Origin of the sequence: Microbulbifer yueqingensis (genome assembly GCF_900100355.1) — a bacterium.
Classification (GTDB): domain Bacteria; phylum Pseudomonadota; class Gammaproteobacteria; order Pseudomonadales; family Cellvibrionaceae; genus Microbulbifer; species Microbulbifer yueqingensis.
In genome coordinates this window covers 646,138-672,881 of sequence record NZ_FNFH01000003.1, presented here as the reverse complement: position 1 = coordinate 672,881, position 26,744 = coordinate 646,138, and the positions used below count along the sequence as shown (strand labels likewise).

The window sequence follows — 26,744 nt, the reverse complement described above, 5'->3', positions numbered from 1 at the left end:
ATTGTGAGTATGGAAATGAATTGCAAGGTTGTACTGGTAACGACGGACATGCAGTTTGGGCGCCGCTGGGTGAGTGAGCTCGCGCAGGTGTCGGAGAGCGACGAGAGCTCTCCGCTCGGGCTCGCATTCGCGCATTGCGAGCCCGGCGCGGAGCTGGCGGATTTCCTGGACGAGGGTTGTACGCAAGTGGTAGCGCTGGATGACGGTTCGCTGGACAGCGTGATGCTGAGGGACTGCTACGAGCAACTTCGTCGCCACCGCGCCGAGATCGACTGCGTCCTGTTGACGACCGCAAAGATGCCCATGGAAGACCGTATCTACGAGTGTGTGATCTCCCGTGGCGAATCCAATTACGGTGTGGTCTACCGCACCCTGCGGCGTATCCTGCTGGAGCGTGTCGCCACGCCGTTTGCCGATGCACTGAAAGAATATGTCTATGCTGCCCGGGACTCATGGCACACGCCGGGCCACTCCAGCGGTGACAGCCTGAGCTCCAGCCCGTGGGTAGTGGATTTCTACCGGTTTATGGGCGAGCACATTTTCAATACCGACCTGTCGGTGAGCGTGAAGATGCTCGATTCCCTGATGGATCCCATCAGCGTGATCCGCCAGGCCCAGAACCTCACCGCCAAGACCTTCGGTGCACGCCACAGCTACTTTGTTACCAATGGCACCTCCACCTCCAACAAGGTGGTCCTGCAGCACCTGTTGCGCGAGGGGGACAGGGTGGTGGTCGACCGCAACTGCCACAAGTCGGTGCACCACGCCATGATCATGAGTGGCGCCGTGCCGGTTTACCTGGAATCCTCGGTCAACCAGAAATACGGAATCTACGGCCCGGTACCCAAGGCGAGTATTTTCCGCGCGATCGAGGAGAACCCCTCCGCGCGTATGCTGGTGCTGACGTCATGTACCTACGATGGCCTGCGTTATGACCTCAAGCCGATCATTGAGTTTGCCCACCAGCACGGAATCCATGTGCTGATCGATGAGGCCTGGTATGCACACGGGCGTTTTCACCCGGAGCTGCGGCCCACGGCGCTGGAGTGCGGTGCGGATTTCGTTACCCAGTCCACCCACAAGATGCTGTCCGCATTTTCCCAGGCCAGCATGATCCATGTGGGCAAGAGCGTGGAGAACTTTGATGCCGCGGGTTTCCGCGAGGATATCAACATGCACACCTCCACCAGCCCGCAGTACGGCATGATTGCGAGCCTGGATGTGGCGCGCAAGCAGATGAGCATCGAGGGTTTCGAGGTGATGAGCCGGACGCTGGGCTTTGCCGAGGAAATCCGCACTTTTGTCCGTGACTCCACGCTTTTCCGGTGCCTGGGTGTCGAGGACCTGTGCAGCGCGGAAGTTGCCGATGACGCTGTGCGCCTCGACCCGACCAAGGTCACCATCGATGTGGGCTGTGCGGGACTGTCGGCACCCGAAGCCCAGCACACCCTGTTCAATGAGTTCGGGATCCAGGTGGAAAAGAACACCCACAATACCCTGACTTTCCTCGTCACCATCGGCACCACCGAGAGCAAGCTGCTGCGGCTCAAGCAGGCGCTGCTGAAGCTGTCGGAGAGCGCCGAGGGCGCCAGCGCGCAGGGCCGGGGGCAGTCCCTGCCGGCCCTGAGCGACATTGTGGCCCTGCCGCGCACCGCCTACTTTGCCCGCGGCGAACAGCTACCGCTGGACCGCGAGGAAATAACACCGCTGCTGGGGCGTGTATCCTGCGATGAAATCGTTCCCTATCCGCCAGGTATCCCGTTACTGGTGCCGGGCCAGGAAATCACAGCCGAAATCCTGGCCGCGATCATTTCCTATGTGTTCGAGCGCGAGGACCTGGAAATGCACGGTGTCCGCACCGCCGGCGGCCGGGTGGCCCTGCGCGTGATGACAGAGGACGAGGCCCAGGCCGCGCGCGCTGAGTTCGAGGCAATGTGATCTGGGACTCGGCTTTAGCACCTGGATACAGGTGTGCGGCCGGATTAGGGGACCGCTTTCGATTTTATGGATGAACGTTCCGCGACAGCCTATCCGCTGGAAGACAAAGCGGCGCGCGACAACCGCAGGCTGCTGAGGGGAGCAATGGCCGGGCGCGGTTTTCACAACTACCCTCAGGAATGGCGGCATTACACCTGCCAGCCGGAGCCCTGGCCCGATCGCTATTTCGACATGCCGGTGGAGTGATACCGGCACTCAGTTCTGCACCGACAACCCGGGAGTCCCATGATAAGAAAGCATCGATCCTGGCCCCGCCAACCCAGCGGTTCTGTTCTCCGTTTATTTCTCTGCGCACTGCTCGGCCTGTCCTCCGGCGGTTGCGCCGAGGCGGACGACCGCCAGCCGTTGCGTACTGGTGCCGAGCGCGCCGGGACCTACCTGCCGCTGCTGCACGAGCAGCGCGTTGGCCTGGTGGTAAACCAGACTTCCCGCGTCGGGGACCGCCACCTGATCGACTTCCTCCGCGCGCACGATGTGGACGTGCAGAAGATCTTTGCCCTGGAGCACGGTATCCGCGGCGACGTAGAGAATGGTGGCAAGATCGAGGGCGGCATTGATGGCCCCACGGGCCTGCCGGTCGTCTCCCTTTACGGGAGCAATTACGCCCCCCGCCGCGAGCAGTTGGCGGACCTGGACCGCCTGGTGTTCGACATCCAGGATGTAGGGGTGCGCTTCTATACCTATATCAGTTCCCTGCATTACCTCATGCAGGCCTGTGCCGATTACGATGTGCCGCTGCTGGTACTGGACCGGCCGAACCCCAACGGCGACTACATCGATGGCCCGGTACTGGAGCCGGAATTTCGCAGCTTTGTCGGCATGCACCCGATTCCCCTGGTGCATGGGCTCACCGTGGGCGAGCTCGCACAGATGATCAATGGCGAGGGCTGGCTGGAAGGGCGCGCGCGCTGCGAACTCACTGTGATCCCGGTGGCCGGTTACCGCAAATCCATGAAGTATTCTCTGCCGGTGAAACCCTCGCCCAACCTTCCCAACAATGTGGCGATTCGCCTTTATCCCTCCCTCGGCCTGTTCGAGGGCACCACGGTCAGTATCGGGCGGGGCACGGAATTTCCATTCCAGGTGACAGGTCACCCCGCCGATTCCCTGGGTGAATTCAGTTTTACGCCGCGACCCATCCCGGGTGCCAGTGAAAACCCCAAGCACCAGGGCCTGCGCCTGTCCGGGGATGACCTGCGAAGCGTCGGCGAATCCAGTCGCTTTACCCTGGATTACCTGATCGACTGGCAGCGGCGCACCGGTGAGGGCGGCGAGCGGTTCTTTTCCCGCGCGGCGTTCTTCGACAAGTTGGCGGGAACCGACGCCCTGCGGCTCGCAATCCTGCAGGGGCAGGGCGCCGCGGAAATCCAGCGCGGCTGGCAGCCGGACCTCAATACCTACCGGGAGAGGCGCAAGCCCTACCTGCTCTATCCGGAGGAATGAGGGGTGCTGAGGCAGCACGTCGACCGGATCCTGGCCCTGCGACCGCGGGGGCGGCTGATGTCGGTGGACCTGTTGCGCGGCCTGGCTATCGCAGCCATGGTGCTGGTGAACAATCCCGGCAGCTGGTCTTATGTGTACCCGCCGCTGGCCCACGCAGGATGGCACGGCTGGACACCGACGGACGTGGTGTTCCCACTATTCCTGTTTGTGGTCGGGTTCTCGCTGGTGCTGTCCAACCACCAGTGCGCACGGTTTCCGCCAGTGGGCTGGCCGCAATGGTCGCGGGCGCTGAAACTGTTCGGGCTGGGGCTGTTCCTGGCCGTGTTTTCCTACAATTTCCGCGACAGCTCCTATAGCTGGCTTGAGGATCAAATCGAGAGAATACGCTGGTTGGGGGTGCTGCAGCGGATAGCGCTTGTCTACCTCATTACCTGTTACCTGATGCGTTACTGTAGCGAGCGTGCCCTGCTCACAGTGAGCGTGCTCTTGCTCGCGGTGCCCTGGGCCCTGATGCTGTTCGCGCCTTACCAGGACAGTGCCGGGCAGGTCTTTCACGGCCGGCTTGAATTTGGCAATAACTTCTCCGCCTGGCTGGACCAGCTCCTGCTCGGCGCTGACCATGTCTACTATCGTTCGGCAGAGCCTTTTGCCTTCGATCCCGAGGGCATCCTCACGACCCTTCCTGCAATAGTCTCCTGCCTGCTGGGAGTATTCGCGGCCCGGCAGTGGTGCCGCGCGGGAGACAGCGACGGCGAACAACGGGCGCTCTGCCGGTGGTGGCTTGTGGCGGGAATCGTATTGTTCGCGGCAGGCCAGCTGGCGCACCCCTGGGTACCGGTCAACAAGGCGCTGTGGTCGCCCAGTTTCGTGTGCCTTTCCGGTGGGGTTTCCCTGGTATTGCTGGCGGCGTTCTACTACGTGGCCGATGTGCAGCGGCGTCGCCGTGCACTGGCGCCGCTTTTGGTATTCGGCGTCAACGCAATTGCGCTTTATATGCTGGCGGGAATGGTGGGCAGGCTGTTGATCATGATCCCTGTGGGAGACTCGAGCCTGAAGGGATGGCTGTTTGACAGCGTTTACCTGCCCCTGTTCGGTGGCCCCGTCGGCTCACTTGCATTTGCGCTCACCTGTGTCCTGGTCTTCTATTGGGTCATGTGGCAGATGTACCGGCGGCGGATAATCTGGAAGGTGTGACCAGCATGAGCGACAGGGAGAGTTGGCAGGCGGGGCACGGAGCCGGCATCGTCGCGGCACTGCGCGATGCAATAGGTGCCGACCGGATCCTGACCGCCCGCGAGCAGGTTGCGCCATTTGAGTGTGACGCACTGCCAGTCTACTGCGAGCGCCCGCTCGCAGTGGTACTGGCTCGCGATGAAGAGGATGTGGTTGCCACGGCAAGACTGTGCCATGCGAAGGGGGTGCCGCTGGTCACCCGCGGTGCGGGCACCGGTCTCTCTGCCGGCGCCAGGCCCTACGGTCGGGGTATCCTGCTGGTTACCGCGGCCATGAGCCGGATATTGTCGGTGTCCCCGGCCAGCATGACCGCGCGGGCGCAGCCCGGGGTCCTCAACGAACAGTTGTCCACTGCCGCCGCGGCCCACGGTCTCTATTACGCCCCCGATCCGTCTTCCCAGATTGCCTGTTCCATCGGGGGCAATGTGGCGGAGAATGCCGGGGGCGTGCACTGCCTGAAATATGGCGTCACCGTGCACAATGTGTTGGCACTGCGCCTGGTCACCATCGATGGGGAGGTGCTGGAGATCGGCGGTGATTGCCTGGCCCAGCCGGGCTATGACCTCCTGGCGCTTGCGCACGGGTCCGAGGGATGCCTCGGCATCATCACCGAAGTCACGGTCAAGTTGATCCCGCTGCCCGAGCAGACCCGTACGCTCATGGCGGACTTCTCCTCGGTGCGTGCCGCATCGGATGCTGTCTCGGCCATCGTGCGCGCAGGCGTCATTCCGGCCGCACTGGAGATGATGGATGCGCTGGCCATCTCGGCGACCGAGGAATTCTGCCATGCGGGGTACGCCCTGGACGCAGCGGCAATCCTGATCATCGACCTGGACGGGGCGCCGGAGGAAGTGGCGGCAGAGCTGGGCCTGGTGCAGGAGGTGCTGGGCAGCTCCGGTGCGACGCGGGTGCAGCTGGCCCGGGACGGGGAACAGCGGCAGCGGTGGTGGAAAGGGCGCAAGAGTGCCTTCCCCGCCATCGGCCGCCTGAGTCCCGATTATTACTGCATCGACGGGACAGTGCCGCGCCACCGTATCGGCGACGTGCTGGAGGCGATCCAGGCCTTTTCGCAGCGCTACGACCTGCGCGTCGCCAATGTATTCCACGCGGGCGATGGCAACCTGCACCCCATCATCATGTTCAATGGTCGCGAGGGGGACGCCCTGGACCGCGTCGAGCAGCTCGCCGCCGACATCCTTGAGTACTGTATCGCCGTGGGCGGCACCATCACCGGCGAGCACGGCGTGGGCATCGAGAAGTTCAACCAGATGGCGGTGCAGTTTTCGGACGCGGAGATCGGCCAGTTCCTGGCCATAAAGCAGGCGCTCGACCCGAAAGGATTGCTGAATCCGGACAAGCTGATTCCCAGCCTGGCCCACTGCCAGGAGTACCGCGCCTTGCGCGAGGGCCAGGTGGAGGGCACCAATGGCTGAGCACGATATCACTGGCCGGTTGCAACAGTCGGTGCGAGAGGCCCTGCGCGAACCTCCCCCCGGCGGGCTGCACATCCGTGGCGGCAATACCCGCTCGGGGCTGCTCGCCACCCGGCGCGGTGCCGGAGCGGCAACGACACTGGATACCGGTGGCCATAGCGGTGTGATCCTGTACCAGCCCGATGAGCTGGTACTGCGGGCCCGGGCCGGTACGTCGCTGGCGGAGCTGGACGGCCTGCTCGCCGACCACGCCCAGCAATTTGCTGCCGAGATTCCCCGCCCGGCGACCGGCAGCACACTGGGCGGTGCCGTCGCCTGCGGCTGGGATGGTCCCGCGCGTCCCTACGGCATGTCCCTGCGGGATACGGTACTCGGCTGTAGCATGGTCAATGGCCGCGGTGACCTGGTGAGCTTTGGCGGGCAGGTAATGAAAAACGTGGCGGGCTATGACCTGGCGCGAATGCAGGTCGGTGCACTCGGCACCCTGGGGGTGTTGCTCGACGTGAGCCTGCGCCTGGCCCCCAGGCCGGAATACAGCGCGACACGCGTGCTCGAGTTGCCCGCGGCTGACCTGCCCGGATGGTGGCAGATGGCAGGCCTGCTGCGTCCCCTGCTGCGGGGTACCTGCTACATGGAGGGGCGCCTTTACCTGCGCCTGAGCGGGCGGCGCGCCGCAGTGGAAAAGGTGTTGCCCACGATCGGCGGGGAAGATGGTGCATTTGACTGGGAGAGCCTTGGCAACCTGCGCCTGCCGTTCTTCTGTGCCGAGCGTCTCGCGTGTGTGTACCTGCCTCCCCATACAGATTTCCATGCGGACGCCGGTGGGGCACTGGTGGAGTGGGAGGGGGCGCGGGTATGGGTGCGCGACGGCGATCACGGGGCGCTGCAGCGACAGGCACGGGAGCTGGGAGGCTTCGTGCGGGTATTGCGCGGCCCAGCGGTTGAGCCAGGTGTCAACACCGGGGACTGGCAGCGGCGTATCAGGGAGGCGTTCGATCCCGCCGGCCTGTTCAACCGGGCCACTTACGAGACCCATTTTCGCTGCCCGGAGCGCCCGCCATGCAGGTAAATATCATCGACGGGTTGCTGGCTCCCGGTGACGCCGGCCGGGCAGAGAAAGTGCTGAACGCGTGCGTACACTGCGGATTCTGCACCGCCACCTGCCCGACTTACCTGCAGGAATACAACGAGCTCGACAGTCCCCGCGGACGCATCTACCTGATGAAGGAAATGCTGGAAACCGGCACCGCCGGTGATATCACCCGCCTGCACCTGGACCGTTGCGTCACCTGCCTGAGTTGCGAGACCACCTGCCCGTCAGGGGTGGAGTACCACAAGCTGGTGGCAATAGGCCGCGCCACCGTCGAGCAGCTGGCCCCCCGCGGTGCCGGCGGCAAGGCAGTGCGCGCGCTGCTGCGCAGGCTGATGCTCTCGCCACGCCTGTTCCCGAGCCTGCTGCGCCTGGGAAGCTTCGTTGCGCCGTTGTTGCCGTCCCGGTTGCGCCGGGTATATTTCCCTGCCCGTGCGGGTTCCGGAAAGGCTGCGCGTGCAATGCGCGTACGCATCGCCTCTGGAGCGGGTACAGGCGCCGTAATCCTGTTGCCGGGCTGCGTGCAGCCATCGCTGCGTCCGGGAATCGACAGGGCGTTCGAGAGGATCCTGTCGCATTGCGGCGTGCCGTTACTGTCTCCCCCGGCTGCCGGGTGTTGCGGTGCCGTCAGCTTCCATACCGGGGCAGAGGAGGAGGGACGGGATTTCGCGCGGCGCAATATCGATTGCTGGTGGCCAATGGTCGAGGGAGCTGCGAGTGAAGCCGGCGGGGGGATTCGCGCTATTGTGTCCACGGCCTCCGGCTGTGGCACGCAGCTGAAGGATTACCCGACACTGCTTGCAGATGATCCCTATTACAGCCCCCGTGCCGAGCGACTCGCGGCCCTGCTGCGCGATCCGGTAGAGCTGGTCAATGAGCTGCTGGGGGAAGGAAGCCTGAAAGCGGACCTTTCCCGATTGCCCGGCAGTGCCGTGTTTCATTGTCCGTGCACGCTGCAGCATGGCCAGGGCCTGGCCGGGGAAGTGGAAAGGATTTTCCGTGACGGGGGGATTGAGTTACCGCCGGTCAGGGACGCGCACCTCTGTTGTGGCTCGGCCGGGACTTACTCGATCCTGCAGCCGAAATTCGCGCGGGCCCTGCGCAGGGAGAAACTCGACAACCTCGAGGCGAGTGAGCCCGGGCAGATCCTGACCGCCAATATCGGTTGCCTGCTGCACCTGCAGGCAGGGACTGAAATTCCGGTGCGCCACTGGCTGGAGGCGCTCGCCGATACCCTTGAAGAAGCGCCGCACTAGCGGCCTGCGGTTTTACCGGAGCCTCCCTCCGGTGGCGGTTCGGCCTTGCCGAGTTTCTGCAGGGCCAGGCGCAGGAAGCCATCCGACTCGGTGAGGGCCTGACGGGCGGCGTCGGTATCAAGGCCGCTAAGGATCACCATGATTGCCAGCTTGGCGTTGTGATCGCACTGGCGCAGGACACGGTCGGCTTCTTCCAGGGAAACCCCGGTTGCCTCCATCACTATTCGTCGCGTGCGACCCACCAGCTTTTCATTGGTGGCCTGCACGTCCACCATCAGGTTGTAAAAGCTTTTGCCGAGACGCAGCATGCTGGCCGTGGTCAGCATGTTCAGTACCAGCTTCTGGGCGCTACCCGCCTTCATGCGGGTGGAGCCGGTGAGGATTTCCGGGCCGACCTCCGGCAGTATGGCGATATCTGCCTCAGCGGCGATGGCGGCGGCTTTATTGCAGGAAAGTGCCACGGTTGTGCAGCCGATTTCATTGGCGTACTTGAGCCCTCCCATCACGTATGGGGTGCGGCCGCTAGCCGCGATGCCGACTACCACGTCCCGCTGGCAGAGGCTTATGTCCTGCAGGTCGCTGCGTCCCATCTGGGGGGCATCCTCGGCCCCTTCCTGGGCGCGATAGACTGCGTCCTCCCCGCCCGCGATCAGGGCCACCACCATGCCTTCCGGCACGCCGTAGGTAGGGGGGCACTCCACTGCGTCCAGTATCCCCAGCCGGCCACTGGTGCCGGCTCCCATATACACAAGCCGGCCGCCGCTTTTAAAGGCCGCGACGATACTCTCGACCGCCTCACCGATTTGCGGCAGGACCTTTCCCACTGCCTCCGGCACCTCGCGGTCGGCAAGATTGATTTTCTCAAGCACTGCGGGGGTTGGCAGCAGGTCGATGTCCTGCGAGTCGGGGTTGCGGGCTTCGCTGGTCAGGCGGCTTAATTCCTGGATCAGGTCTTGCTTCATTGCTGTCTTTTCCACCTGGGTTTTTCCAACCGGGTTGCTTCAGCCAATGCAATTTGCCCCAAGCGGGGGGCGCCCGCGCCGGCATGGCCAGTCGCAAGGGCGAGGGAAGACGGCACAGGCATTTCTCAAGCCAGGATTGCCCGTCTGAATCGCCGGAAGGGGCCTCGTGCCTGTATCGGTGAACGAACCTGGCCCACGGGCTGCATTATAGTGCGGCAGGGGCCTGTTTCCGCGGTGCCGGTTCACACGGCTAAAACCCGCTCCATCACCTGCCGGGGTCGCCATACCCCCTTGCGGATGTGCCGGGCGCACCGGCTGGGCGGTTGCCCGGTACCGGCGCGGCATACGAGGGGCAGGCCTTTTCCGGCCAGAGGCAAAGTGTTACTAATATCGCCTGACCAGATAAAGAGAATAAGGCGTTATTTCGATGAAGAAATTTTTATCCCTGGCCGGCGTGCTCAGCCTGCTGGCCGCCGCACCTGCCCTGGCTGCACCCGACTCTGCCGATCGCCCCCTTGCCATCGCCATCCACGGCGGCGCGGGGACTATCGAGAAAAGCAAGATGACCCCAGAGCGGGAGGAAGCCTACCGGGCCAAGCTGCGCGAGGCGCTGGACCGGGGCTACGGGGTGCTGGAACAGGGCGGGAGCAGTCTCGATGCAGTCATTGCGGCAATCAACATCCTGGAGGATTCACCGCTATTCAACGCCGGACGGGGTGCCGTATACACCTACGACGGTACCCATGAACTGGATGCGTCGCTCATGGATGGGCGCACCCGCGCCGCGGGCGCCGTGGCCGGGGTGAAGAGGGTCCGCAACCCGATCGACCTGGCCCGCCTGGTGATGGAGGATTCACCTTTCGTCATGCTCGCGGGAGAGGGTGCAGAGGAGTTTGCCCGCTCCCGGGGCGTGGAGATGGTCGATAATGCCCTCTTCGACACAGACCACCGGCGCGAGCAGCTGGACAAGGCCAAGAAGAAGCTGCAGCGGGAGGAGGCACAAGAGCGGGATTACCAGGCTGCGGTAGAGGGCCTGCCGGTGCCGTTCCGCACGGGTACCGTCGGCGCCGTTGCCCTGGACCGTGAGGGCAATATTGCCGCCGGCACATCCACTGGCGGCATGACCGCCAAGCGCTACGGGCGCATTGGCGATTCGCCGGTTATCGGTGCCGGCACTTTTGCCGACAATAACTCCTGTGCTGTCTCCGCTACAGGTCACGGCGAGTACTTCATCAGGTACAACGTTGCCGCTGATATCTGCGCACGTGTGCAGTACCAGGGCAGGTCGGTGAATGAGGCAGCGGGCGAGGTGATCAATGGCGTCCTCAAACCGGTAGGTGGCACCGGTGGTGTCATCGTGCTGGACGCCGCGGGCAATATGGCGCTGGTGTTCAACACCAAGGGGATGTACCGCGGCAGCCGCTCGAGCGGGCAACCGGCGAGGATCGCAATCTTCCGTGAGTGACCGGCCCGGGCCATCTGTCACCCTGTGCTACATTTGCAGGGAAATCTTACCCGCGGGGAGGAGGCAATGACGCGCAGGGCAACAAAACGCAAACAAAAGCGGCCCACACCGGGATCAGTGCGGGTTTTCTGGTGCTGGGTGATGCTGGCAGGCTTGCTGGCGGTGTTACTGATGTACCAGGGAATGGGCTGAATTCCCCTGGGTCCCGCCGCCAGGCGGGGCTCGCCGCTGGCCCCAGATCCGCCGGTGCACCCCGCTTCTACTATCTTTTCTTTAGCCCATCGTTACCATCATTTCGCGTATAGAGCAGGAAGCGGACTCACCACTGAGGTTGCCGTGCGGTTTAAATGGATTGGACTCGCCAGTCTGCTGGTGATCGCCCTGTCACCACTCGCCCAGTCGCCCCTCGCCCAGTCGCCGGATGCAGGAGCGGAGGCAGGCGAGCGCCAGACGGATACCCCGGAAGCAACTGAAGGGGAAAAGCCCAGGAACCCCCTCGACCCGCTCGATATGTCCAGTCCGCGGGCGACACTGACCACGTTCCTGGCCCTGGGCGATGAGCTGGGCAGTCTCGCGCGTGGGCAGTACTGGACCGATCCCAGCCGGGCCCTGGCAGAGCAGTTTGGTGACAAGCTGCGGCAGATTGGTCGCCTGCTGGATCTGAGCCAGATTCCACCGGCAGCCCGTGTGGATGCCGGAAGCGACGCTGCGATTTATCTCTATGAGGTCCTGTCCAGGATCGAGCTCCCCCCGCTCGAGGAAATTCCGGGCGCCGATGAAGTACCCGACCTGGCAACCGTCGTGTCGGAGGAGGAGGCCGAGCCGAAGAAGCTGCCGGGCATTCCCACCCCCGCGGCTGCGGAAGAGGACGAGCAGAAAAAAGAGGAGGGAGTTGCCAGGTCGGTAAGCTGGACCATACCTCACACCGAGATCACCCTGGTCCGGGTCGCCGAGGGCCCCAGGGCGGGCAAATTTATTTTCTCTGCCGATACGGTGGCGCGGGCCGCAGAATTCTACCAGAAGGTGCGGCACCTGCCGTATCGTCGTGAAGTTCCCCTCAAATACTACGCCGAGATGCGCCCCTATATGGCCATGCGCGGCTGGCTCGTTCCTCCCGGACTCATCGATTCCTTCCCGGACTGGATGAAGCAGAGTATTTTCCGCCAGGCGACCTGGAAGTGGCTGGCGCTGTTTGCGGTGCTGGTGTTGTTTGCGGGAGGGCTCCTGCTCCTGCAGCGGTTTTCCGGGCGCTTTCGCGAGAATCCCCATGTTGCTGCACGACTGACCCGCTTCCTGGTGCCATTGATCCTGCTGTTGCTGACGCGACCACTGGCCTCTTTCCTGCACCAGCAACTGACACTGACCGATGCGGTGGGTGGCACGGTATCGCTGTTGGCAGAGATCGTCAGTTACCTCGCCCTTGCATGGCTTGCCTGGGTGGTGCCGCCGGCCATGATGGAAGTCTACATCCGCCGCTCGGCGGTACACCGGGAAAGCCTGGACGCGCACCTGTTCCGCTTTATCGCCCGGACTCTCGGCCTGGCTGGTGTCATTGCCGTGGCTTTCCTGCTCACCAGCCGCCTGGGCGCGCCACTCTACAGCCTGCTGGCCGGTTTCGGTATTGGCGGTATTGCAGTGGCGCTCGCCATGCGGGGGTCGTTCGAGAATTTTATTGGCAGTCTCAACCTTTTCGGGGACAAGCCGGTCAGGGTAGGGGATTTCTGCCGCTACGGGGAGGATGCTGGCGGTGATTTCCAGCGGACCGGCACGGTGGAAAGTATCGGCATGCGCTCGACCCGCCTGCGGGGCATCGACAACAGCGTCACCACTATTCCCAATGCCGACTTCAGCCAGATGCATATTGTCAATTACACCACCCGCAGCCATATTCTCCTGCATACCGAGCTGACGCTGCGATTCGAGACCACAGAGGACCAGCTGCGCTATGTGCTGGTGACTATTCGCGAGATGCTGGTGGGCCACCCGAAGGTGGCGGATGACGAACCCTCGGTGCGTTTCAGTGGCTTCGGTGCTTCCGCACTGCTGGTGGAGATCCGGGTGGATGTGTTTACCAACGATTTTCCCGAGTACCGCGCCATCTGTGAGGATATATATTTCCGCATCTTCCGTATCGTGCGGCAGTCCGGAACGGGTTTCGCCTTTCCCTCGCAGACGGTCTACTTTACCCGTGACGGGGGAATCGATTCCGAGAGGCAGCAGGAGGCGGAGCACCAGGTGCGGGAATGGGCTGCCGCCCAGCAGATGCCATTCCCCTACTTCTCCGCCGAGCGCCGCGCGGCATTGCGCAATACTGTTTATTACCCGCCAGAGGGATCTCCCGACTCGGAGGGCTGAGCCGCACTACCGACGCGGCGGCGGAGCTGCCGGGCCCCCGGCGGGCCCGGCCGAATGGGTACTAACGGGTACTGAAGTTACATCTGGTCCCGGGTCTCCTTCTTCTCCTCCTTCATCATCTTCTTGCGTTCCTCCATAGCCTTGTGGCGATCTTCCATCTTTTTCATGTCCCGCTTCATTTCGCGGTCAACCTTCTGGCGCTCCTCCTTGAATTTCTTGCGGAAGGACTCCTTTGGTGTCTTCTTGCACGCGGTGATCACCATCGGTACCACTTTTTCCGTGGCCTCGATATCGAGAATCGCGGCCTCCGGGTCGCCATCTTCAGTGTTGGCGGTGGCCCAGTACACGACCTTCGGCTGGTACTTCTCATCGACGGCAATAAAGTCGGCGCAGGTCCAGTCCTTTGCCGCTTTCCGGCTCTTCCTGGTGGATTGCTGCTCGGGGGGTGCTCCTGGCGGGGTGGCAGACTGGTCCTGTGTGGCTGTCTGGTCTTGTACAGCAGGCTGGCGATCCGGTGGGGACGCCGGCGGTGTGGTGGCCTGGTCCTGAGTGGCCGGCCGGCGGTCCTCTACGTTGGGGAGCTCGTCCTGTGCGAGGGCGGTCGGCGCGGCAAGGCCGGCAATGATCAATGGCAGCAAGATACGACGTGTCTTCACTTCGGGACCTCCAGAGTTACCGGGATCAGGCCCGGCTGGTTGACTGCAATGCCGTGCCCGGACCCGGATATGAGGCCCGGACGCACGAATTGCCGGCTGCGGTGGGTGGCTGCGTACCTGCTGGCACCGCTTCCCCGCGCCGGTCGAGGGAATATGGCGCCGGAACCAGCCGGAGCCACTCACCGAAAAGCATAGACGCGTATTTCTACCGCGCGCACCCTCCTGCTGGCGCGCCTTAGACACATTGGAAATCATTGATTCAGAAGTGATAGCGGAAGGGAATGCTGCGCGGTAAGCGCGTGTGCGTAATACCGCCAGCGGTGGCGCATCTCTTTCGGCGCGTTTCTTCCGGATAGCGGGGCGAGCAGCGGCGAGGGAGCGGGCATGCACGGCGACCGCGCCCGGAGGTAGTTGGTGCCCCTCTTGGACCCTGCTACTGGATCGGAGCAGGCGCTCCTTCGGTCGGTAGCAGGGCGTGGGTGATCGGGTGCTCGTGCTTCGGGGAATTACTGGGCCGCGGGACGGCCGTGCCCGCCGAGTTTAGTCCCGATCCAGCCGGCCAGGCGCTTCAGCTTGTGGGACAGTCGCCCCCGCTTGGCCTTACGCAACTTGTCTTCAGCGCTCACCAGCCAGGCAACCTGGATAACCCGGCGTTCGCCCTGGAACGGGAGGTGGCCGTGGAATGAATTGTCAGCCCTTTTGAAGGCGGCCAGGGTCCCGTAGACAGGCTTTACTTCGGGTACCACTGTGTCCTCGAAATCATCTATCCGGTTCAGGAACCGCAGGCAGCCCTGGCCGGTTTCCGCCCAGTCCTCATTCAGGTAGAGCAGCGCCGTGGCGATCTTGGACTTTCCATCGGTGTGGATTTTGCCGTGCCGTTTTTTAAGGCTCCGGGAAATGGAAACGAAGGTCGGGTACCCGGCCAGGTTGTCGATGTTGAGAAGCTCGCCGATGCTGTTGGCGAATTCGGGAGATACCAGCTCGTCGATCAGCGCGTTGACACTGTCCCCACACTGGTCTCTCTCATAGGGCAGGTAGCCGGGCGCCTTGAGTCGTGGGAAGTCCTGCGCGAGCGAGGGCATCAGGTCAGCGGATAACAGGTTCCTGGCGACCATGAATGAAAAGGGCTCCGACCGGACCAGCGTGTCGGGGTGTTTCAGGGCAGAGGGGCGCAGGCTTTCGCCGGCTTCGGTCACAACGGTTGTCATTATTGTTAATCCGCAGTTGGTCGAAATCAGCAGCGAGGCAACTTCGCCAGCGGGTTTTGTGCGAGGGTATTTCCCAGACATCGCTGACTGCCGTCATTCCATATCTGGACCATACCAAACGGCATTTAATCAGCCAATTACAGCCGCTTACAGCCGGGTTCCGGCCGTGGTGCTGTCGGCCGACGAGCCCGAAAGGGTGACGGTTGGTTCCGGGGTGGTTGCTTCCCGTAGGCTCCGCCGCGGCTGGAGCAGGGTGAGGGGTCCCCGGCGCAGTGGCGCGATCCAGTGGGTGAACCCGGGGGGGGTAGGCGAAGGGGTAGTTGGCGCCCCCGGCAGGACTCGAACCTGCAGTGCGGACTTAGGAGGTCCGTGGTTTATCCTGTTAACCGACGGGGGCGAAAGGGGCCGGGCGCGGCTACAAGTCGCCCGGCGGGTCGCTATTCTAGCGCCTGGCGCGCCCAGTGTCACCGGTCGTAACACCCCCTGTTTCTTCGTGCGCACGTGGCTGCCCCGGCGGTGTCATCCTGGTGGCGAGAATTTGTCGCAAAACGGTCACTTCGGGCAGTTAATTTTGCGCCCTGGATCCCCTCGCACCGGGACATTTTCCCTCGGTGCCGGGAGGTGTGTTACGGCGTGAAAAAAACCTGTTTCCGGGGGCAATTTTTTGCTTGACCAGAATCCTCGCTGCTGGCTAATCTGCGAGGGCACTACAAAAACAACAAGGGTGAGCCTGCCCTGGCAGGTTGAGATATTGGAGTTTCGTATGAGCGGCAACGTTAGCGAACAAAACTACGATTTTGACTACGAAGATATCCCCCAAATAGCAACAGAGGTACTGAAGCAGGCCACCTCGCAACCACCGCGCGATGCCCGCCGGATGGTCGAGGATAAACTCGAGGAGATGCGGCTTCGCCGCGAGTTGATGGATTACGATTTCGACCTTTAACGCGAAACAGAAAGGCGCCCCTGGGGCGCCTTTCTGCGTTCTGGCGAGCGGCATAGTGGCCGGCCAGCCAGTGGCAGCGGTCCCGGTGCCCGGGTCTGCCAGGCAGGGCGGCACACCTGCGCCATTCACTACCGCTGCCGGCATAGGTTGCATCGTGGCAGTTTGCTGGCCGGGGTGGCCCGTGCTGCACCTGGCGCTGCCGGGGCTCCGCACGTCCGGGTGCAGGGGGGAGCGACTTCTTCCGCGGCAAGTTGCCTCGCTGCGAGACCTGCGTTAGGGTATTTTAAACCGGCAGGCGCTGCCTGCAGCGGATGAATAAGGAGATTCGCAATGCTGGTGTTTGAACCGACAGCCTCCCGGATTTCCACGCACCTTTCCGAGGGCGGGGACGCCCTCACCATCCGCATTGACGGAAACTTTGATTTCAACCTGCACCGGGAATTCCAGCGCGCCTACCAGGATTGCCAGCCGGCACCGAAGACCTATAGCGTCGACCTGTCGGAGACCAGGCATCTCGACAGCGCCGCCCTGGGCATGCTCTTGCTGTTGCGGGAGCACAGCCTCGCAGGCCGGGAAGACCGGGGTGAGCGACACCTGGTCGAACTGGTGAACGCCAATGACAGCGTGGCCAAGGTGCTGTCAGTTTCCAATTTCGACCAGATTTTCACCATCCGCTAGTGGTGGGACCCTCCTTCAATATCCTGGTGATCGAGCCAGATCCCCTCGAGGCCTCCGACCTGGAAACTGTCCTTGCCGGGTGTGATCCGGTTGCGACCAGGGCCGAGGCCCGGGACCTACGTGTTGAGGTGCGCCTGGTGGACGGGGTGCCTTCCGGCCTCGCAGTTTTCGATAGTTTCCGCCCCCATGTGGTGATCATCGGACCCGGTGCGGGGCCGGTTGCACAGGGCATTGATCGGCTGCGCTCGCGAGCGGGCCTTGAGCCGGTACCGATCCTGGGCGTGGGCGATGAGGCCGCAGTGGCAAACACAGCGGGGCCGTTTGCCACCTGCGACGACCTCCTGTTCAAACCCTACAATCTGCAGCTGATCCGTATGAAGCTGGTGGCGCTGCGGCGCTATTGCAGCCTTAACCGGGCGCTCGTCACCCAGGTGAGTCGCATGCGCCGCAGCCAGGCCGACCTTCTCAAGGAGCAGGCGGATGCCCGTGAAATTTTTCGTAACATGGGACGGGAGAGCTGTCTCGAAGAGACCGGCGCTATCCGCTACCACCTGTCCCCCCGGGCCGTTTTGAACGGGGATGTACTCGCCGCTGCCTGGGCACCGGGCGGCAAGCTGATGTTGCTGCTGGGTGATTTTACCGGCCACGGGCTTGCCGCAGCGGTGGGGGCTGTACCGCTGACTTCCATTTTTTACTCGATGGTCCCCAAGGGTTTCACCCTGAGCCAGATCGCCCGGGAGCTCAACCTGAAACTGCATCTCGTGCTGCCATCGAATATGTTCTGTTGTGCGGTGCTGCTGGAGCTGGATGCCTGCAAGCAGCACATGCGTATCCTCAATGCCGGCATGCCGGCCGCCTGTCTATCGAGGGCCGGCGGCCGGCTGGAGTTGCTCGAGTCCCGCCATCTGCCGCTCGGCGTAATGCGCCAGCTCACCCTCGACAATGCCATCGAGTATGTGCCCCTGGAGCGGGGAGACCGGCTGTACCTCTGGAGCGACGGGATCCACGAGGCCCGCAGCACCAGTGGTGAGATGTTTGGCGAAGAGAGGCTGCTTTCGCTAATGGCCAACTCCCGCCCCGCCGACCGCTTCGAGCACATCCTTTCTGCGGTGAATCACTTCAGTGTCGAGCAGCAGGACGACCTGTCGCTGGTGGAACTCTGCCTGGATGAGGTGGCCAGAGATCCTGCGGCGATCGGCGAGGTTCACCGCCGTGCCGCTCCGGCCAGGTCTCTCGGCGACTGGTCGTTCTCGATAACCCTGGAGGCGGAAGAGTTACGCGACCTGGACCCGGTGCCCCTGATGCACCGTTTCCTGTCCCAGTTCCCCGATTCAGGGGAGCTGCGCGATACGCTTTCCATTGTTCTCGGGGAGCTGTGCAACAATGCCATCGAGCATGGCCTGCTGGAGCTGGATAGCGGCCTGAAACGGACTGAAAGCGGTTTTGCCGAATACTACCGGCGCCTGGAAGCCGGACGACGAAACCTTCACCGGGGCTGGGTCCGTATCGAGCTGGGTACTTCCCGGGAGGGCGAGCGTCGGACGCTGCAGCTGCTGGTTGCTGACAGTGGGACGGGGCTTCCCCGGCAGGTCGAGGCGACCAATGCCTATTCCGGCAGGGGACTCGCACTGGTGCAAAGCCTCTGCCGGCGACTGGAGTTCAGTCCCGGAGTGAGCGAGGTGCGTGCGGTGCTGGACTGGCCGGAGGAGCCGGGCAGGGCGCCCTCCCCGGAAGCGAACCCGTTACCGGCCTAGCCCCTGTGCCCCGGATAGGGCGCTGATTAAGAAGAACCATGCAATTGACGCCATAGCCGGTATAATGCCGCTCAGAAATTCATCAGTTCCCCCTATCAGAGGTCAGCGGCGGCAGCGGCACATGTCAGCGACTAAAGGTTCACAACCCCTCCTGCAACTGCGCGGACTCTGCTGTGAGCGCGACGGTCGCCCCCTGTTTGACGGTCTCAACCTGTCGCTGGAAGGGGGCGCTGCGGTGCAGGTCGAGGGCGCCAATGGTGCCGGCAAGACGACCCTGTTGCGCACCCTGGTTGGCAGTGCCCGGGACTACCGCGGGGAGATCCTCTGGTGCGGAGTGCCGCTGCCCAGCGCCCTGCCGCAGATGCGGGACTCCCTGTTGTATATCGGCCACCAGGCGGGTGTGCGCCGCGGCCTTACGCCACTGGAGAACCTGGCCTGGTACGGCGCCCCGGAGGCGGACGCGCTGGCGGCCCTGGAGCAGGTGGACCTGCACGGCTTCGAGGACAGCCTGTGCCAGCACCTCTCCGCCGGCCAGAACCGGCGCGTGGCCCTGGCGCGGCTGTACCTGCCGGGTTCACCGCAGCTGTGGATCCTCGACGAGCCACTGGCGGCTCTCGATGTGGCCGGCGTCTCCAGCCTTCAGGGACAGATGGCCTGCCACCTGAGCCGCGGTGGCGCCATCCTGTTTACCTCACACCAGCCGGTTGCGCTCGCCAACCTGATCCGTGTCGACCTGGCCGCTTTTGCGCCGGCGGAAGACTGGGAGATGGAGGCCTGTCATGCCCAGGGCTGATCGCTTCCCGCCCGCACCTGGCTACAGTTCGCCAGCGATACTTGCCCCGGGTGAGCGGTGCGGGCCGGGCTTCGCCGGCCTGCTGCGGGTGGAACTCCTGCTGGCGCTGCGGCGCCGGAGTGATATCGCCAACCCGCTGCTGTTTTTTGTCACGGTGCTGGCCCTGCTGCCAATCGGCGTTGGGCCCGAGCCCGCGCTGCTGGCGCGGCTGGCGCCGGGCATGATCTGGGTAATGGCGCTGCTGGCCACGCTGCTATCCCAGGAAAGCCTGTTTCGCAGTGACTTCGAGGACGGTTCGCTGGAGCAGCTGACCCTGTCCCCCCAGCCCCTGTATTTCGCCGTGCTGGCCAAGGTGGCAGTCCACTGGCTGGTTACGGGACTGCCGCTGGCGCTGCTTTCGCCACTGCTGGGGTTGATGCTCAACCTGCCGGCGGCCGGCTACGGGTGCCTGGTGCTGTCGCTGCTACTCGGCACTGCCAGCCTGAGCCTGATCGGTTCGGTGGGCGCGGCCCTGACCGTGGCCCTGCGGCGCCCGGGGTTGTTGCTGGCGCTGATTGTTATGCCACTTTACGTGCCCGTGTTAATCTTCGGCGCCGGTGCGGTGCAGGCCGCGATTGACGGCTACGCCTACGGCGTACAACTGGCAGTGCTGGCAGCCCTGCTGGCCGGCGCCGCGGCGCTGGCACCCCTGGCTGCCGCGGGTGCGATCCGCATCAGTACAGATTCTTGAGGAGGTTTGCCCTTGGCCTGGCAATGGTTTCACCGCTTGGGTTCGCCGCGCTGGTTTTATGAGAAGTCCAGTGCCTGGCTGCCGTGGCTGGCAGGTGCCAGTGTATTGCTGCTGCTGGTGGGCGCGGCCTGGGGGCTCGGATTCGCCCCGCAGGATGCCAAGCAGGGCAACAGTTACCGCATCATCTATATCCACGTACCCGCCTCCTTCCTGGCCCTGGCCGGCTACTACCTGATGGCCATCAGTGGTGCCATCGGCCTTATCTGGAAGATGAAGCTGTCTTTCGTCGTTATGCGGGCAGCGGCGCCCATCGGTGCAGCGCTGACCTTTGTCGCACTGCTTACCGGCGCGGTGTGGGGCAAACCCACCTGGGGAACCTACTGGGTGTGGGATGCGCGCATTACCTCGATGCTGATACTCTTTTTTCTCTATGTCGGGGTGATTGCCCTGTCGCGAGCCTTTTCCCGCGACCAGCTGGCCGACAAGGCCTGTGCGCTACTGGCCCTGGTGGGTACGGTAAACATTCCGATCATCTACAAATCTGTGGACTGGTGGTTCACCTTGCACCAGCCAGCCACCATCAAGCTGACCGAGTCCAGCAGCATCGACCCGAGCATGTTCTACCCGCTGCTCACCATGATCATCGGTTTTTACGGTTTTTATGCCTGGGCTCTCATCCTGCATACGCGCACGCTGGTATTGCAGCGCGAGTGGCGCACCCAGTGGGTCCAGAAACTTATGGGGGAGGGGCGCTAAGATGGAATTCCAGTTTGCCAGCCTGGCTGATTTCCTGGCCATGAATGGCCACGGGCCATTCGTATGGGTGGCCTATGGGGTGACCCTGGCCACGATGGCGGGCCTGCTGCTGCAACCGGTGCTGAGAAAGCGCCAGCTGCAGCGCGAGTTCCTGCGCGAGCAGCGCATCCGTGCGCGCCGCGCCGATAGCCGCCAGATTGCCGCCCCCGTGATGGAGACGGCTGCGGCAGAGTGATACCGGCGGCCGCACAGTTACTTCCCAACCTGCATCCTGAAGGACACGATAGCTCATGCATCCTGCTCGCAAACAACGCCTGATCCTGGTACTGGTCCTGGTGGCCCTCTCGAGTGCCGCTGTCGGTTTCGTTACCTATGCCATGCGCAACAATATGGATTATTTTTACGCCCCGAGTGCCTTCAGGGCGGGCGAGGTGCCGTTCGAGAAACGTATCCGCGCGGGCGGCTGCGTGGTGCCGGGTAGCGTGCAGCGTAGCGGGGACAGCCTGGACGTACGTTTCGCCATTACCGATGGCGAGGCAGACCTGGAAGTGGTGTTCGACAAGATCCTTCCGGACCTGTTTGCCGAGGGCGAAGCCGCGGTGGTGACCGGCAAGCTGATGCGCGACGGCACTGTGCGCGCGGACCAGGTGCTGGCGAAGCACGACGAGAACTACACCCCGCCCGAAGTTGCCGAGTCCATGGCTGGCGACGCCAGCTGTGGCCATGGAGCCAAGATATGACACCTGAGCTGGGGTATTTCGCGCTGGTGATGGGGCTGCTGCTTTCCCTGGCCCTGGCCGCGGTGCCAATGGCGGGGAGCTTTGCGGCACGTCCCCTGTGGATGGAGGCGGGCAAGCCGCTGGCGGTGGGTGTGCTGGTGTTCACCGCTATTGCCTTCTTCTGCCTGACGGCGGCATTCGTGCAGAGTGACTTCACCGTCAATTACGTAGCACAGAACTCCAACAGCTTCCTGCCGCTGCACTACCGGATCACTGCTGTATGGGGCGGCCACGAGGGTTCCATCCTGCTGTGGCTGCTGATGCAGGCCGGTTGGGCCGCCGCCGTGGCGCTGTTCAGTCGCCAGCTGCCGGCAGAGCTGGTGGCCAGGGTGCTGTCGGTCCTGGGCTTCGTGCTGGTGGGCTTCTTCCTGTTTATCCTGCTCACCTCGAATCCCTTCGATCGCACACTGCCGTTTCCCCCGGTGGAGGGTAACGACCTCAACCCGCTGCTGCAGGACCCGGGCATGATTATCCACCCGCCACTGCTCTACATGGGTTATGTGGGGTTCTCTGTAGCTTTCGCCTTCGCCATTGCCGCGTTGCTGGGCGGTCACCTGGATGCCGCCTGGGCCCGCTGGGTGCGCCCCTGGACTGCTGTGGCATGGTCCTTCCTCACACTGGGTATCGCCCTTGGCAGCTGGTGGGCCTATTACGAACTGGGCTGGGGAGGCTGGTGGTTCTGGGACCCGGTTGAGAACGCCTCGTTCATGCCCTGGCTGGTGGGTACGGCGCTGCTGCACTCGCTGGCGGTGAGCGAGAAGCGCGGACTCTTCAAGAGCTGGACCATACTGCTGGCGATTTTTGCTTTCAGCCTGAGCCTGTTGGGAACCTTCCTGGTGCGCTCCGGGGTGCTGACGTCGGTACATGCCTTCGCCACCGACCCCCTGCGGGGCAGTTTCATCCTCGGTTTCCTGGTGATTGTCGTGGGCCTGTCGCTGGTGCTGTTCGGGCTGCGCGCGCCGGCCGTAAGCGCAGGCAGCGTGTTTTCATTCCGCTCGCGGGAAACCTTCCTGCTTTCCAACAATATCCTGCTGGTGCTGATCACTGGCGTGGTACTGACCGGCACCCTCTACCCATTGCTGGCTGATGCGCTGAACTGGGGCAAGATCAGCGTGGGACCGCCATTCTTCAACCTGTTTTTCGTGCCCTTAATGGCGCTGGTGGGCTTGCTGCTGGGGCTGGGGATCCACGCCAACTGGAAGGATAGCCGCTGGGATCGGTTGTTCGGGGCCTGCCAGTTGCCGCTGGCGCTGGCCGCCGTGGCGGCAGTGGCGCTGCCGTTTGCGCTAGGTGGTTTCCACTGGGGCGCGGCGCTGGGAATTTTTGTCGGAGCCTGGGTAACGACATCGAGCATCGCGGATATTCTTGCGAGGACCCGCAACGCGGACTCACTCCGGGCCGGCCTGCTGCGCCAGCGTGCCAGCTATTACGGCATGCACCTGGCCCACATCGGGCTGGCGGTAACCATACTCGGCGTGGCCCTGACAACGGTATACAGCGTCGAGGAAGATGTGCGGATGGGCAGTGGCGACAGCCACAGCGTTGCGGGCTACGATTTCCGCTTTGACGGAGTACGCCAGGTGCGGGGGCCAAATTACCGCGCCGTCGAGGGCGTGATCCACGTGGCTCGCAACGGGAAACCGGTAGCGGAACTGCACCCGCAGAAACGCAACTATTTCTCCGGTGGCAATACCATGACCGAGGCCGCAATCGACAGCGGGCTCTTCCGCGATATTTACGTGGCGCTGGGCGAACCGCTGGACAAGGCCAACCCCAATGGCGACTGGGCGGTGCGCCTGCAGTACAAGGCTTTCGTAGTCTGGATCTGGCTGGGATCGCTGCTGATGGCTATCGGGGGCGGTATCGCCGTGGCTGACAAGCGCTACCGTAAAATCCGCGCGGCGCGCGCTCCCGCTATAACCGCCGCGCCAGCGAGCGCCTGATGCTGCTGGAAGGAAAGGGGACCTGATACAACCATGGCAAGACTCAAACTTTTCCTGCCGCTGATTATCTTTGCTGCACTGGCCCTGCTGTTCTGGCGCGGACTGTCACTGGATCCGCAGGAGATGCCGTCGGCACTGCTTAACAAGCCGGTGCCCGAATTCTCGCTGCCAGAGGTGTCCGACAGTAAGGCCCTGCTCAGCCGCACCGACCTGCCGCCCGAGCCCTTGTTGCTCAATGTCTGGGCCACCTGGTGCATCGCCTGCCGGGTGGAGCATCCGTACCTCAACAAGCTGGCGAGCGAAGGGGTGCCGATTATCGGTGTGAACCTGAAGGATGACAGCGCCGAGGCGCAAAAGTGGCTGGAGAAATTCCATAACCCGTACCTGTTCAGCATTGCGGACAAGGAAGGCCGGCTGGCCCTGGACCTGGGGGTGTTCGGCGCACCAGAGACCTTCCTGGTGGATGCGGGCGGGACCATCCGCTGCAAGCACGTGGGTGTGGTGGACGACCGCATCTGGCAGACCAAGCTGCAGCCCCTTTACGAAAAACTGCAAAGCCAGTCCTGGGACGAGTTTGCCGGTGACTTACCAGATTCCCTGCTCTCCCGTTGTCAGTGAGACCGAGGAAAAGAAGAGCCGCTTTATCTGCTGGCTGGGACCGGTAGAGGACAAGGCGGCCTTCCACCACCAGCTGGAAACCCTGCGCAGCCAGTACCCGGATGCCAGCCATCACTGCACCGCCCTGGTGATCGGCAATCCCGCCAACCCCGCTATCATGCAGTCGGATGACGACGGTGAGCCGGGCGGCAGCGCGGGTCGCCCCATGCTGGAGCTGTTGCTGAAACAGGGTGTGGGCAACGTGGGTGCCATTGTCACGCGCTATTTCGGCGGTACCAAGCTGGGAGTAGGGGGGCTGATGCGGGCCTACCGCGGTGCCGTGGGAGCGGCACTGCAGCGGGCCGAGCTGGCGCCATATATCCCTCTCACTGAAGTAACGATTTCCTGTGATTTTGCCCTGGAATCGCGGTTGCGCTTCCTGGTTGGGCAGGCCGGTGGCCGTGCTGGAGAGACAGAGTACGGCAATGGAGTCTCGGTGGAGGTACAGTTGCCGCAGGACCGGTGGCCGGGGTTGCGCCAGCAGCTGGATGCCGAGGGATTCTGTGTGGTCCCGGCACCGGATGCCGAATAGGTTTCCCGCCACATTCCCCCAGCGCGCAGCGTCATGGCTTCAGCATACGGCCGCCGTTTTCCCGGAGTGAACTTGAAGCTCCAGGGGCCCGCACCTAGTCTGAAAGAAAGTCATCAGGTGCCATCAAGCCATGCAGGAATTTCCTCATCATTACCGCGTAGCGGCCCGTGCGGACCAGGAGGGTGATGTCGAGGTCACGGCGGAAGGCCTGGATACTATTGCCACCGCGCCGCCCCGACAGTTCGACGGCCCCGGTGACCGTTGGTCGCCGGAAGACCTGCTGGTGGCTGCTGTCGCGGACTGCCTGGTGCTCACGTTCCGTGCCATTGCCCAGCATGGGGACCTGGACTGGCAGCATCTTGAATGCACCGTCGACGGTACCCTGGAGAAAGCGGACGGTGTGCCGCGCTTCACAGCGTTCGAAGTCCGTGCCGACCTGGTAATACCGGAGGGTGAAGACCGGGAAAAAGCACAGCGCCTGCTGGAGAAGGCCGAAAGTCACTGCCTGGTTACCGCATCACTTTCCGGCGAGGTGACGCTCGAGGTCAACGTCTCGACCGGCTAGCACGCTCGACCATTTCCGGTTCCTCCCTTGCCGCGGGTATGCCCATGCCCGTGGGATGGCTCGTCTTTCTGATTTTTTTTCATGCGGGTTGCGCCCTGCAGGCCCATTCCCGCCAGCCGACGGGCGGTCCCGGGTGATCTCAGCGCCGAGCCTGGCTACCAGCTGTATTGCGAATCGGGGCACCCGTCACTTCCCGCAGGCGTCGGATAGGTTAGTATCGGGCGATCTGGAATTCAGGAGACTTACCATGAGATATCGCCCGTTACTGGCCTGCCTGCTCGCGGGAGGAATGGCGCTGACCGGTTGCCAGAATATGGAGGCAGTTTCCCCGTGGATTGATGTGGGTAACCAGGTGGCCCGGAATGCGGGCTACGATACCGATTCCCGGCTCGCGAGGGGCATCAAGGAAACCCTTTATACCAGCACCGACCGCGCCAGTACCCACCTTTCCAGGACAGGTGCATTCAACCTGCAGGTCCCGCAAGCTGCCCGCCCGATCGCGGACGGCCTGCGCCGGTTCGGGTTTGGCAGTTACGTAGACCAGCTGGAAAATGCCATGAACCGCGGCGCCGAGCAGGCTGTCGCCGAGGCGGCACCGGTATTCAAGCAGGCGATTACGGGTATGACTGTCAACGATGCACTTGGCATTGTCCGCGGCAGTGAAACAGCGGCAACTGATTACTTCCAGCGACAGACGGAAGGGGCCCTGCGCCTGCGCTATCAGCCGATTGTTAAGGAAAACCTCCGTGAGACCGGTTTCTACGAGCAGTACAGGACTTTGCTGGCGGCCTACGAAAAACTGCCTGTCGCCGACAAGCCGGACATGGACCTTGAACGCTACGTAATTGACCGGAGCATGGCGATGCTGTTCAGTCGTATTGGCCAGGAGGAAGCACTGATCCGAAAAGACCCGGTGGCCCGGGGCAGTGTGCTGATTGGACAGGTATTCGGCGCGGGGGAGGGATAACGTCTCGCTACCGTCGATAATGATTGAGCAGGCGGCACTGCGGGAAGAAAGTTACCGGACCTGAGAAAGCCCGCTGATAGCGGGCTTTACTTTTCATGGTGCCGGACGGGAGTGATGGGCGCCGTCGCTGCGCTCCCGCGTCCAAATTCGCTGGTAGCGAATTTGTCGAACGGGGGTTCTTGCACGCCGATCAGCCATATACAAAAAAGCCCCGCTCTTGCGAGCAGGGCTTTTTTGTATATGGCGGACCGGACGGGACTCGAACCCGCGACCTCCGGCGTGACAGGCCGGCATTCTAACCAACTGAACTACCGGTCCGCATTCCTTTCTTCCCTGTTTTAACCTGCCGGGCAGGTAAGGGGAAGTGGTGGGTGGTACAGGGGTCGAACCTGTGACCTACGGCTTGTAAGGCCGTCGCTCTCCCAACTGAGCTAACCACCCCGCGTCAGGAGCTGCGTATAGTAATGATATTTTTCGGTGCGTCAACGCTTTGTGAAAAATTTTTTTACCTTTCAATAAGTTAAGCAGGTCCGGCGCGGCCTGCG

The 26,744-nt window shown here is 63.1% G+C and carries 24 protein-coding genes, 3 tRNA genes and 1 pseudogene; 22 read left to right on the top strand and 6 right to left on the bottom strand.

Annotated features, from left to right (window positions below):
- Positions 1 to 15 precede the first annotated feature (15 nt).
- The 7 genes and pseudogenes from BLT26_RS10150 to glcF all read left to right on the top strand — a co-directional run bounded on the left by BLT26_RS10150 (position 16) and on the right by glcF (position 8,453).
- Positions 16 to 1,938, top strand: a complete 1,923-nt coding sequence (locus tag BLT26_RS10150; protein WP_245720670.1) for an aminotransferase class I/II-fold pyridoxal phosphate-dependent enzyme — start codon at positions 16 to 18, stop codon at positions 1,936 to 1,938.
- A gap of 60 nt (positions 1,939 to 1,998) precedes the next feature.
- A pseudogene (locus BLT26_RS10145) lies at positions 1,999 to 2,184 on the top strand (M15 family metallopeptidase); the annotation flags it as partial.
- Between the two features lie 39 nt (positions 2,185 to 2,223).
- Positions 2,224 to 3,441: an exo-beta-N-acetylmuramidase NamZ family protein gene (locus tag BLT26_RS10140; RefSeq protein WP_091513043.1), complete on the top strand. Its 1,218-nt coding sequence runs from the start codon at positions 2,224 to 2,226 to the stop codon at positions 3,439 to 3,441.
- Positions 3,442 to 3,444: 3 nt separating this feature from the next.
- A complete protein-coding gene (locus BLT26_RS10135; protein ID WP_091513041.1) occupies positions 3,445 to 4,635 on the top strand; it encodes an acyltransferase family protein in 1,191 nt (396 codons plus the stop codon).
- 5 nt (positions 4,636 to 4,640) lie between these two features.
- Positions 4,641 to 6,107 carry an FAD-linked oxidase C-terminal domain-containing protein gene (locus BLT26_RS10130; protein ID WP_091513403.1) on the top strand — a complete coding sequence of 489 codons (1,467 nt, stop codon included), beginning with the start codon at positions 4,641 to 4,643 and terminating at the stop codon, positions 6,105 to 6,107.
- Positions 6,100 to 7,176 carry an FAD-binding protein gene (locus BLT26_RS10125; RefSeq protein WP_091513038.1) on the top strand — a complete coding sequence of 359 codons (1,077 nt, stop codon included), beginning with the start codon at positions 6,100 to 6,102 and terminating at the stop codon, positions 7,174 to 7,176. The genes BLT26_RS10130 and BLT26_RS10125 overlap by 8 nt, the downstream gene beginning before the upstream one ends.
- Positions 7,167 to 8,453, top strand: a complete 1,287-nt coding sequence (glcF, locus tag BLT26_RS10120) for a glycolate oxidase subunit GlcF (RefSeq protein WP_091513035.1) — start codon at positions 7,167 to 7,169, stop codon at positions 8,451 to 8,453. The genes BLT26_RS10125 and glcF overlap by 10 nt, the downstream gene beginning before the upstream one ends.
- Here glcF and murQ read toward each other — a convergent pair.
- Positions 8,450 to 9,415, bottom strand: a complete 966-nt coding sequence (murQ, locus tag BLT26_RS10115; protein ID WP_091513032.1) for an N-acetylmuramic acid 6-phosphate etherase — start codon at positions 9,413 to 9,415, stop codon at positions 8,450 to 8,452. The two genes, glcF and murQ, sit on opposite strands and share 4 nt — an antisense overlap.
- A gap of 427 nt (positions 9,416 to 9,842) precedes the next feature.
- Here murQ and BLT26_RS10110 point away from each other — a divergent pair, with 427 nt between their 5' ends.
- Both BLT26_RS10110 and BLT26_RS10105 read left to right on the top strand, forming a co-directional pair.
- On the top strand, positions 9,843 to 10,880 hold the full coding sequence (locus tag BLT26_RS10110; protein WP_091513030.1) for an isoaspartyl peptidase/L-asparaginase family protein: 1,038 nt from the start codon (positions 9,843 to 9,845) through the stop codon (positions 10,878 to 10,880).
- A gap of 336 nt (positions 10,881 to 11,216) precedes the next feature.
- Positions 11,217 to 13,235 carry a mechanosensitive ion channel family protein gene (locus tag BLT26_RS10105; protein WP_091513026.1) on the top strand — a complete coding sequence of 673 codons (2,019 nt, stop codon included), beginning with the start codon at positions 11,217 to 11,219 and terminating at the stop codon, positions 13,233 to 13,235.
- Between the two features lie 77 nt (positions 13,236 to 13,312).
- Here BLT26_RS10105 and BLT26_RS10100 read toward each other — a convergent pair whose 3' ends face one another.
- The 3 genes from BLT26_RS10100 to BLT26_RS10090 all read right to left on the bottom strand — a co-directional run bounded on the left by BLT26_RS10100 (position 13,313) and on the right by BLT26_RS10090 (position 15,496).
- A complete protein-coding gene (locus BLT26_RS10100; RefSeq protein ID WP_175453080.1) occupies positions 13,313 to 13,891 on the bottom strand; it encodes an HdeA family protein in 579 nt (192 codons plus the stop codon).
- Between the two features lie 506 nt (positions 13,892 to 14,397).
- Complete coding sequence (locus BLT26_RS10095) at positions 14,398 to 15,099, bottom strand: 2OG-Fe(II) oxygenase family protein (RefSeq protein ID WP_091513020.1); 702 nt, start codon at positions 15,097 to 15,099, stop codon at positions 14,398 to 14,400.
- A 321-nt stretch (positions 15,100 to 15,420) separates the two neighbouring features.
- Positions 15,421 to 15,496: transfer RNA gene (locus tag BLT26_RS10090), tRNA-Arg, on the bottom strand.
- Between the two features lie 366 nt (positions 15,497 to 15,862).
- Between BLT26_RS10090 and BLT26_RS10085 the strand changes: the two genes are divergently transcribed.
- From BLT26_RS10085 to BLT26_RS10025, 13 genes are all read left to right on the top strand, one after another.
- A complete protein-coding gene (locus BLT26_RS10085) occupies positions 15,863 to 16,045 on the top strand; it encodes a PA3496 family putative envelope integrity protein (RefSeq protein WP_139169484.1) in 183 nt (60 codons plus the stop codon).
- A 330-nt stretch (positions 16,046 to 16,375) separates the two neighbouring features.
- Positions 16,376 to 16,723 carry an STAS domain-containing protein gene (locus BLT26_RS10080; protein WP_091513014.1) on the top strand — a complete coding sequence of 116 codons (348 nt, stop codon included), beginning with the start codon at positions 16,376 to 16,378 and terminating at the stop codon, positions 16,721 to 16,723.
- 26 nt (positions 16,724 to 16,749) lie between these two features.
- The gene (locus BLT26_RS10075) at positions 16,750 to 18,477 is read left to right on the top strand and encodes an ATP-binding SpoIIE family protein phosphatase (RefSeq protein WP_175453079.1); all 1,728 of its coding nucleotides are present in this window, start codon (positions 16,750 to 16,752) and stop codon (positions 18,475 to 18,477) included.
- 121 nt (positions 18,478 to 18,598) lie between these two features.
- Complete coding sequence (ccmA, locus tag BLT26_RS10070; RefSeq protein ID WP_091513007.1) at positions 18,599 to 19,270, top strand: cytochrome c biogenesis heme-transporting ATPase CcmA; 672 nt, start codon at positions 18,599 to 18,601, stop codon at positions 19,268 to 19,270.
- Positions 19,257 to 20,000, top strand: coding sequence for a heme exporter protein CcmB (ccmB, locus tag BLT26_RS10065; protein ID WP_091513004.1), 744 nt, complete (start codon positions 19,257 to 19,259; stop codon positions 19,998 to 20,000). The genes ccmA and ccmB overlap by 14 nt, the downstream gene beginning before the upstream one ends.
- A 12-nt stretch (positions 20,001 to 20,012) precedes the next feature.
- Positions 20,013 to 20,756, top strand: coding sequence for a heme ABC transporter permease (locus BLT26_RS10060; protein WP_091513001.1), 744 nt, complete (start codon positions 20,013 to 20,015; stop codon positions 20,754 to 20,756).
- Between the two features lies 1 nt (position 20,757).
- Positions 20,758 to 20,991 carry a heme exporter protein CcmD gene (gene ccmD / locus BLT26_RS10055; protein WP_091512997.1) on the top strand — a complete coding sequence of 78 codons (234 nt, stop codon included), beginning with the start codon at positions 20,758 to 20,760 and terminating at the stop codon, positions 20,989 to 20,991.
- Between the two features lie 55 nt (positions 20,992 to 21,046).
- A complete protein-coding gene (ccmE, locus tag BLT26_RS10050; protein ID WP_091512994.1) occupies positions 21,047 to 21,496 on the top strand; it encodes a cytochrome c maturation protein CcmE in 450 nt (149 codons plus the stop codon).
- The gene (locus BLT26_RS10045) at positions 21,493 to 23,478 is read left to right on the top strand and encodes a heme lyase CcmF/NrfE family subunit (RefSeq protein ID WP_091512990.1); all 1,986 of its coding nucleotides are present in this window, start codon (positions 21,493 to 21,495) and stop codon (positions 23,476 to 23,478) included. Before ccmE ends, BLT26_RS10045 begins: the two co-directional genes overlap by 4 nt.
- 33 nt (positions 23,479 to 23,511) lie before the next feature.
- The gene (locus tag BLT26_RS10040; RefSeq protein ID WP_091512987.1) at positions 23,512 to 24,096 is read left to right on the top strand and encodes a DsbE family thiol:disulfide interchange protein; all 585 of its coding nucleotides are present in this window, start codon (positions 23,512 to 23,514) and stop codon (positions 24,094 to 24,096) included.
- Positions 24,059 to 24,667 carry an IMPACT family protein gene (locus BLT26_RS10035; protein WP_245720669.1) on the top strand — a complete coding sequence of 203 codons (609 nt, stop codon included), beginning with the start codon at positions 24,059 to 24,061 and terminating at the stop codon, positions 24,665 to 24,667. The genes BLT26_RS10040 and BLT26_RS10035 overlap by 38 nt, the downstream gene beginning before the upstream one ends.
- Before the next feature lie 130 nt (positions 24,668 to 24,797).
- On the top strand, positions 24,798 to 25,232 hold the full coding sequence (locus BLT26_RS10030) for an OsmC family protein (RefSeq protein ID WP_091512983.1): 435 nt from the start codon (positions 24,798 to 24,800) through the stop codon (positions 25,230 to 25,232).
- 247 nt (positions 25,233 to 25,479) lie between these two features.
- On the top strand, positions 25,480 to 26,199 hold the full coding sequence (locus BLT26_RS10025; protein WP_091512980.1) for a DUF4197 domain-containing protein: 720 nt from the start codon (positions 25,480 to 25,482) through the stop codon (positions 26,197 to 26,199).
- A 241-nt stretch (positions 26,200 to 26,440) separates the two neighbouring features.
- On the opposite strand, the gene BLT26_RS10020 is transcribed toward BLT26_RS10025, so the two are convergent.
- Positions 26,441 to 26,517, bottom strand: a tRNA-Asp gene (locus BLT26_RS10020).
- A gap of 47 nt (positions 26,518 to 26,564) precedes the next feature.
- Positions 26,565 to 26,640, bottom strand: a tRNA-Val gene (locus tag BLT26_RS10015).
- Positions 26,641 to 26,744 lie beyond the last annotated feature (104 nt).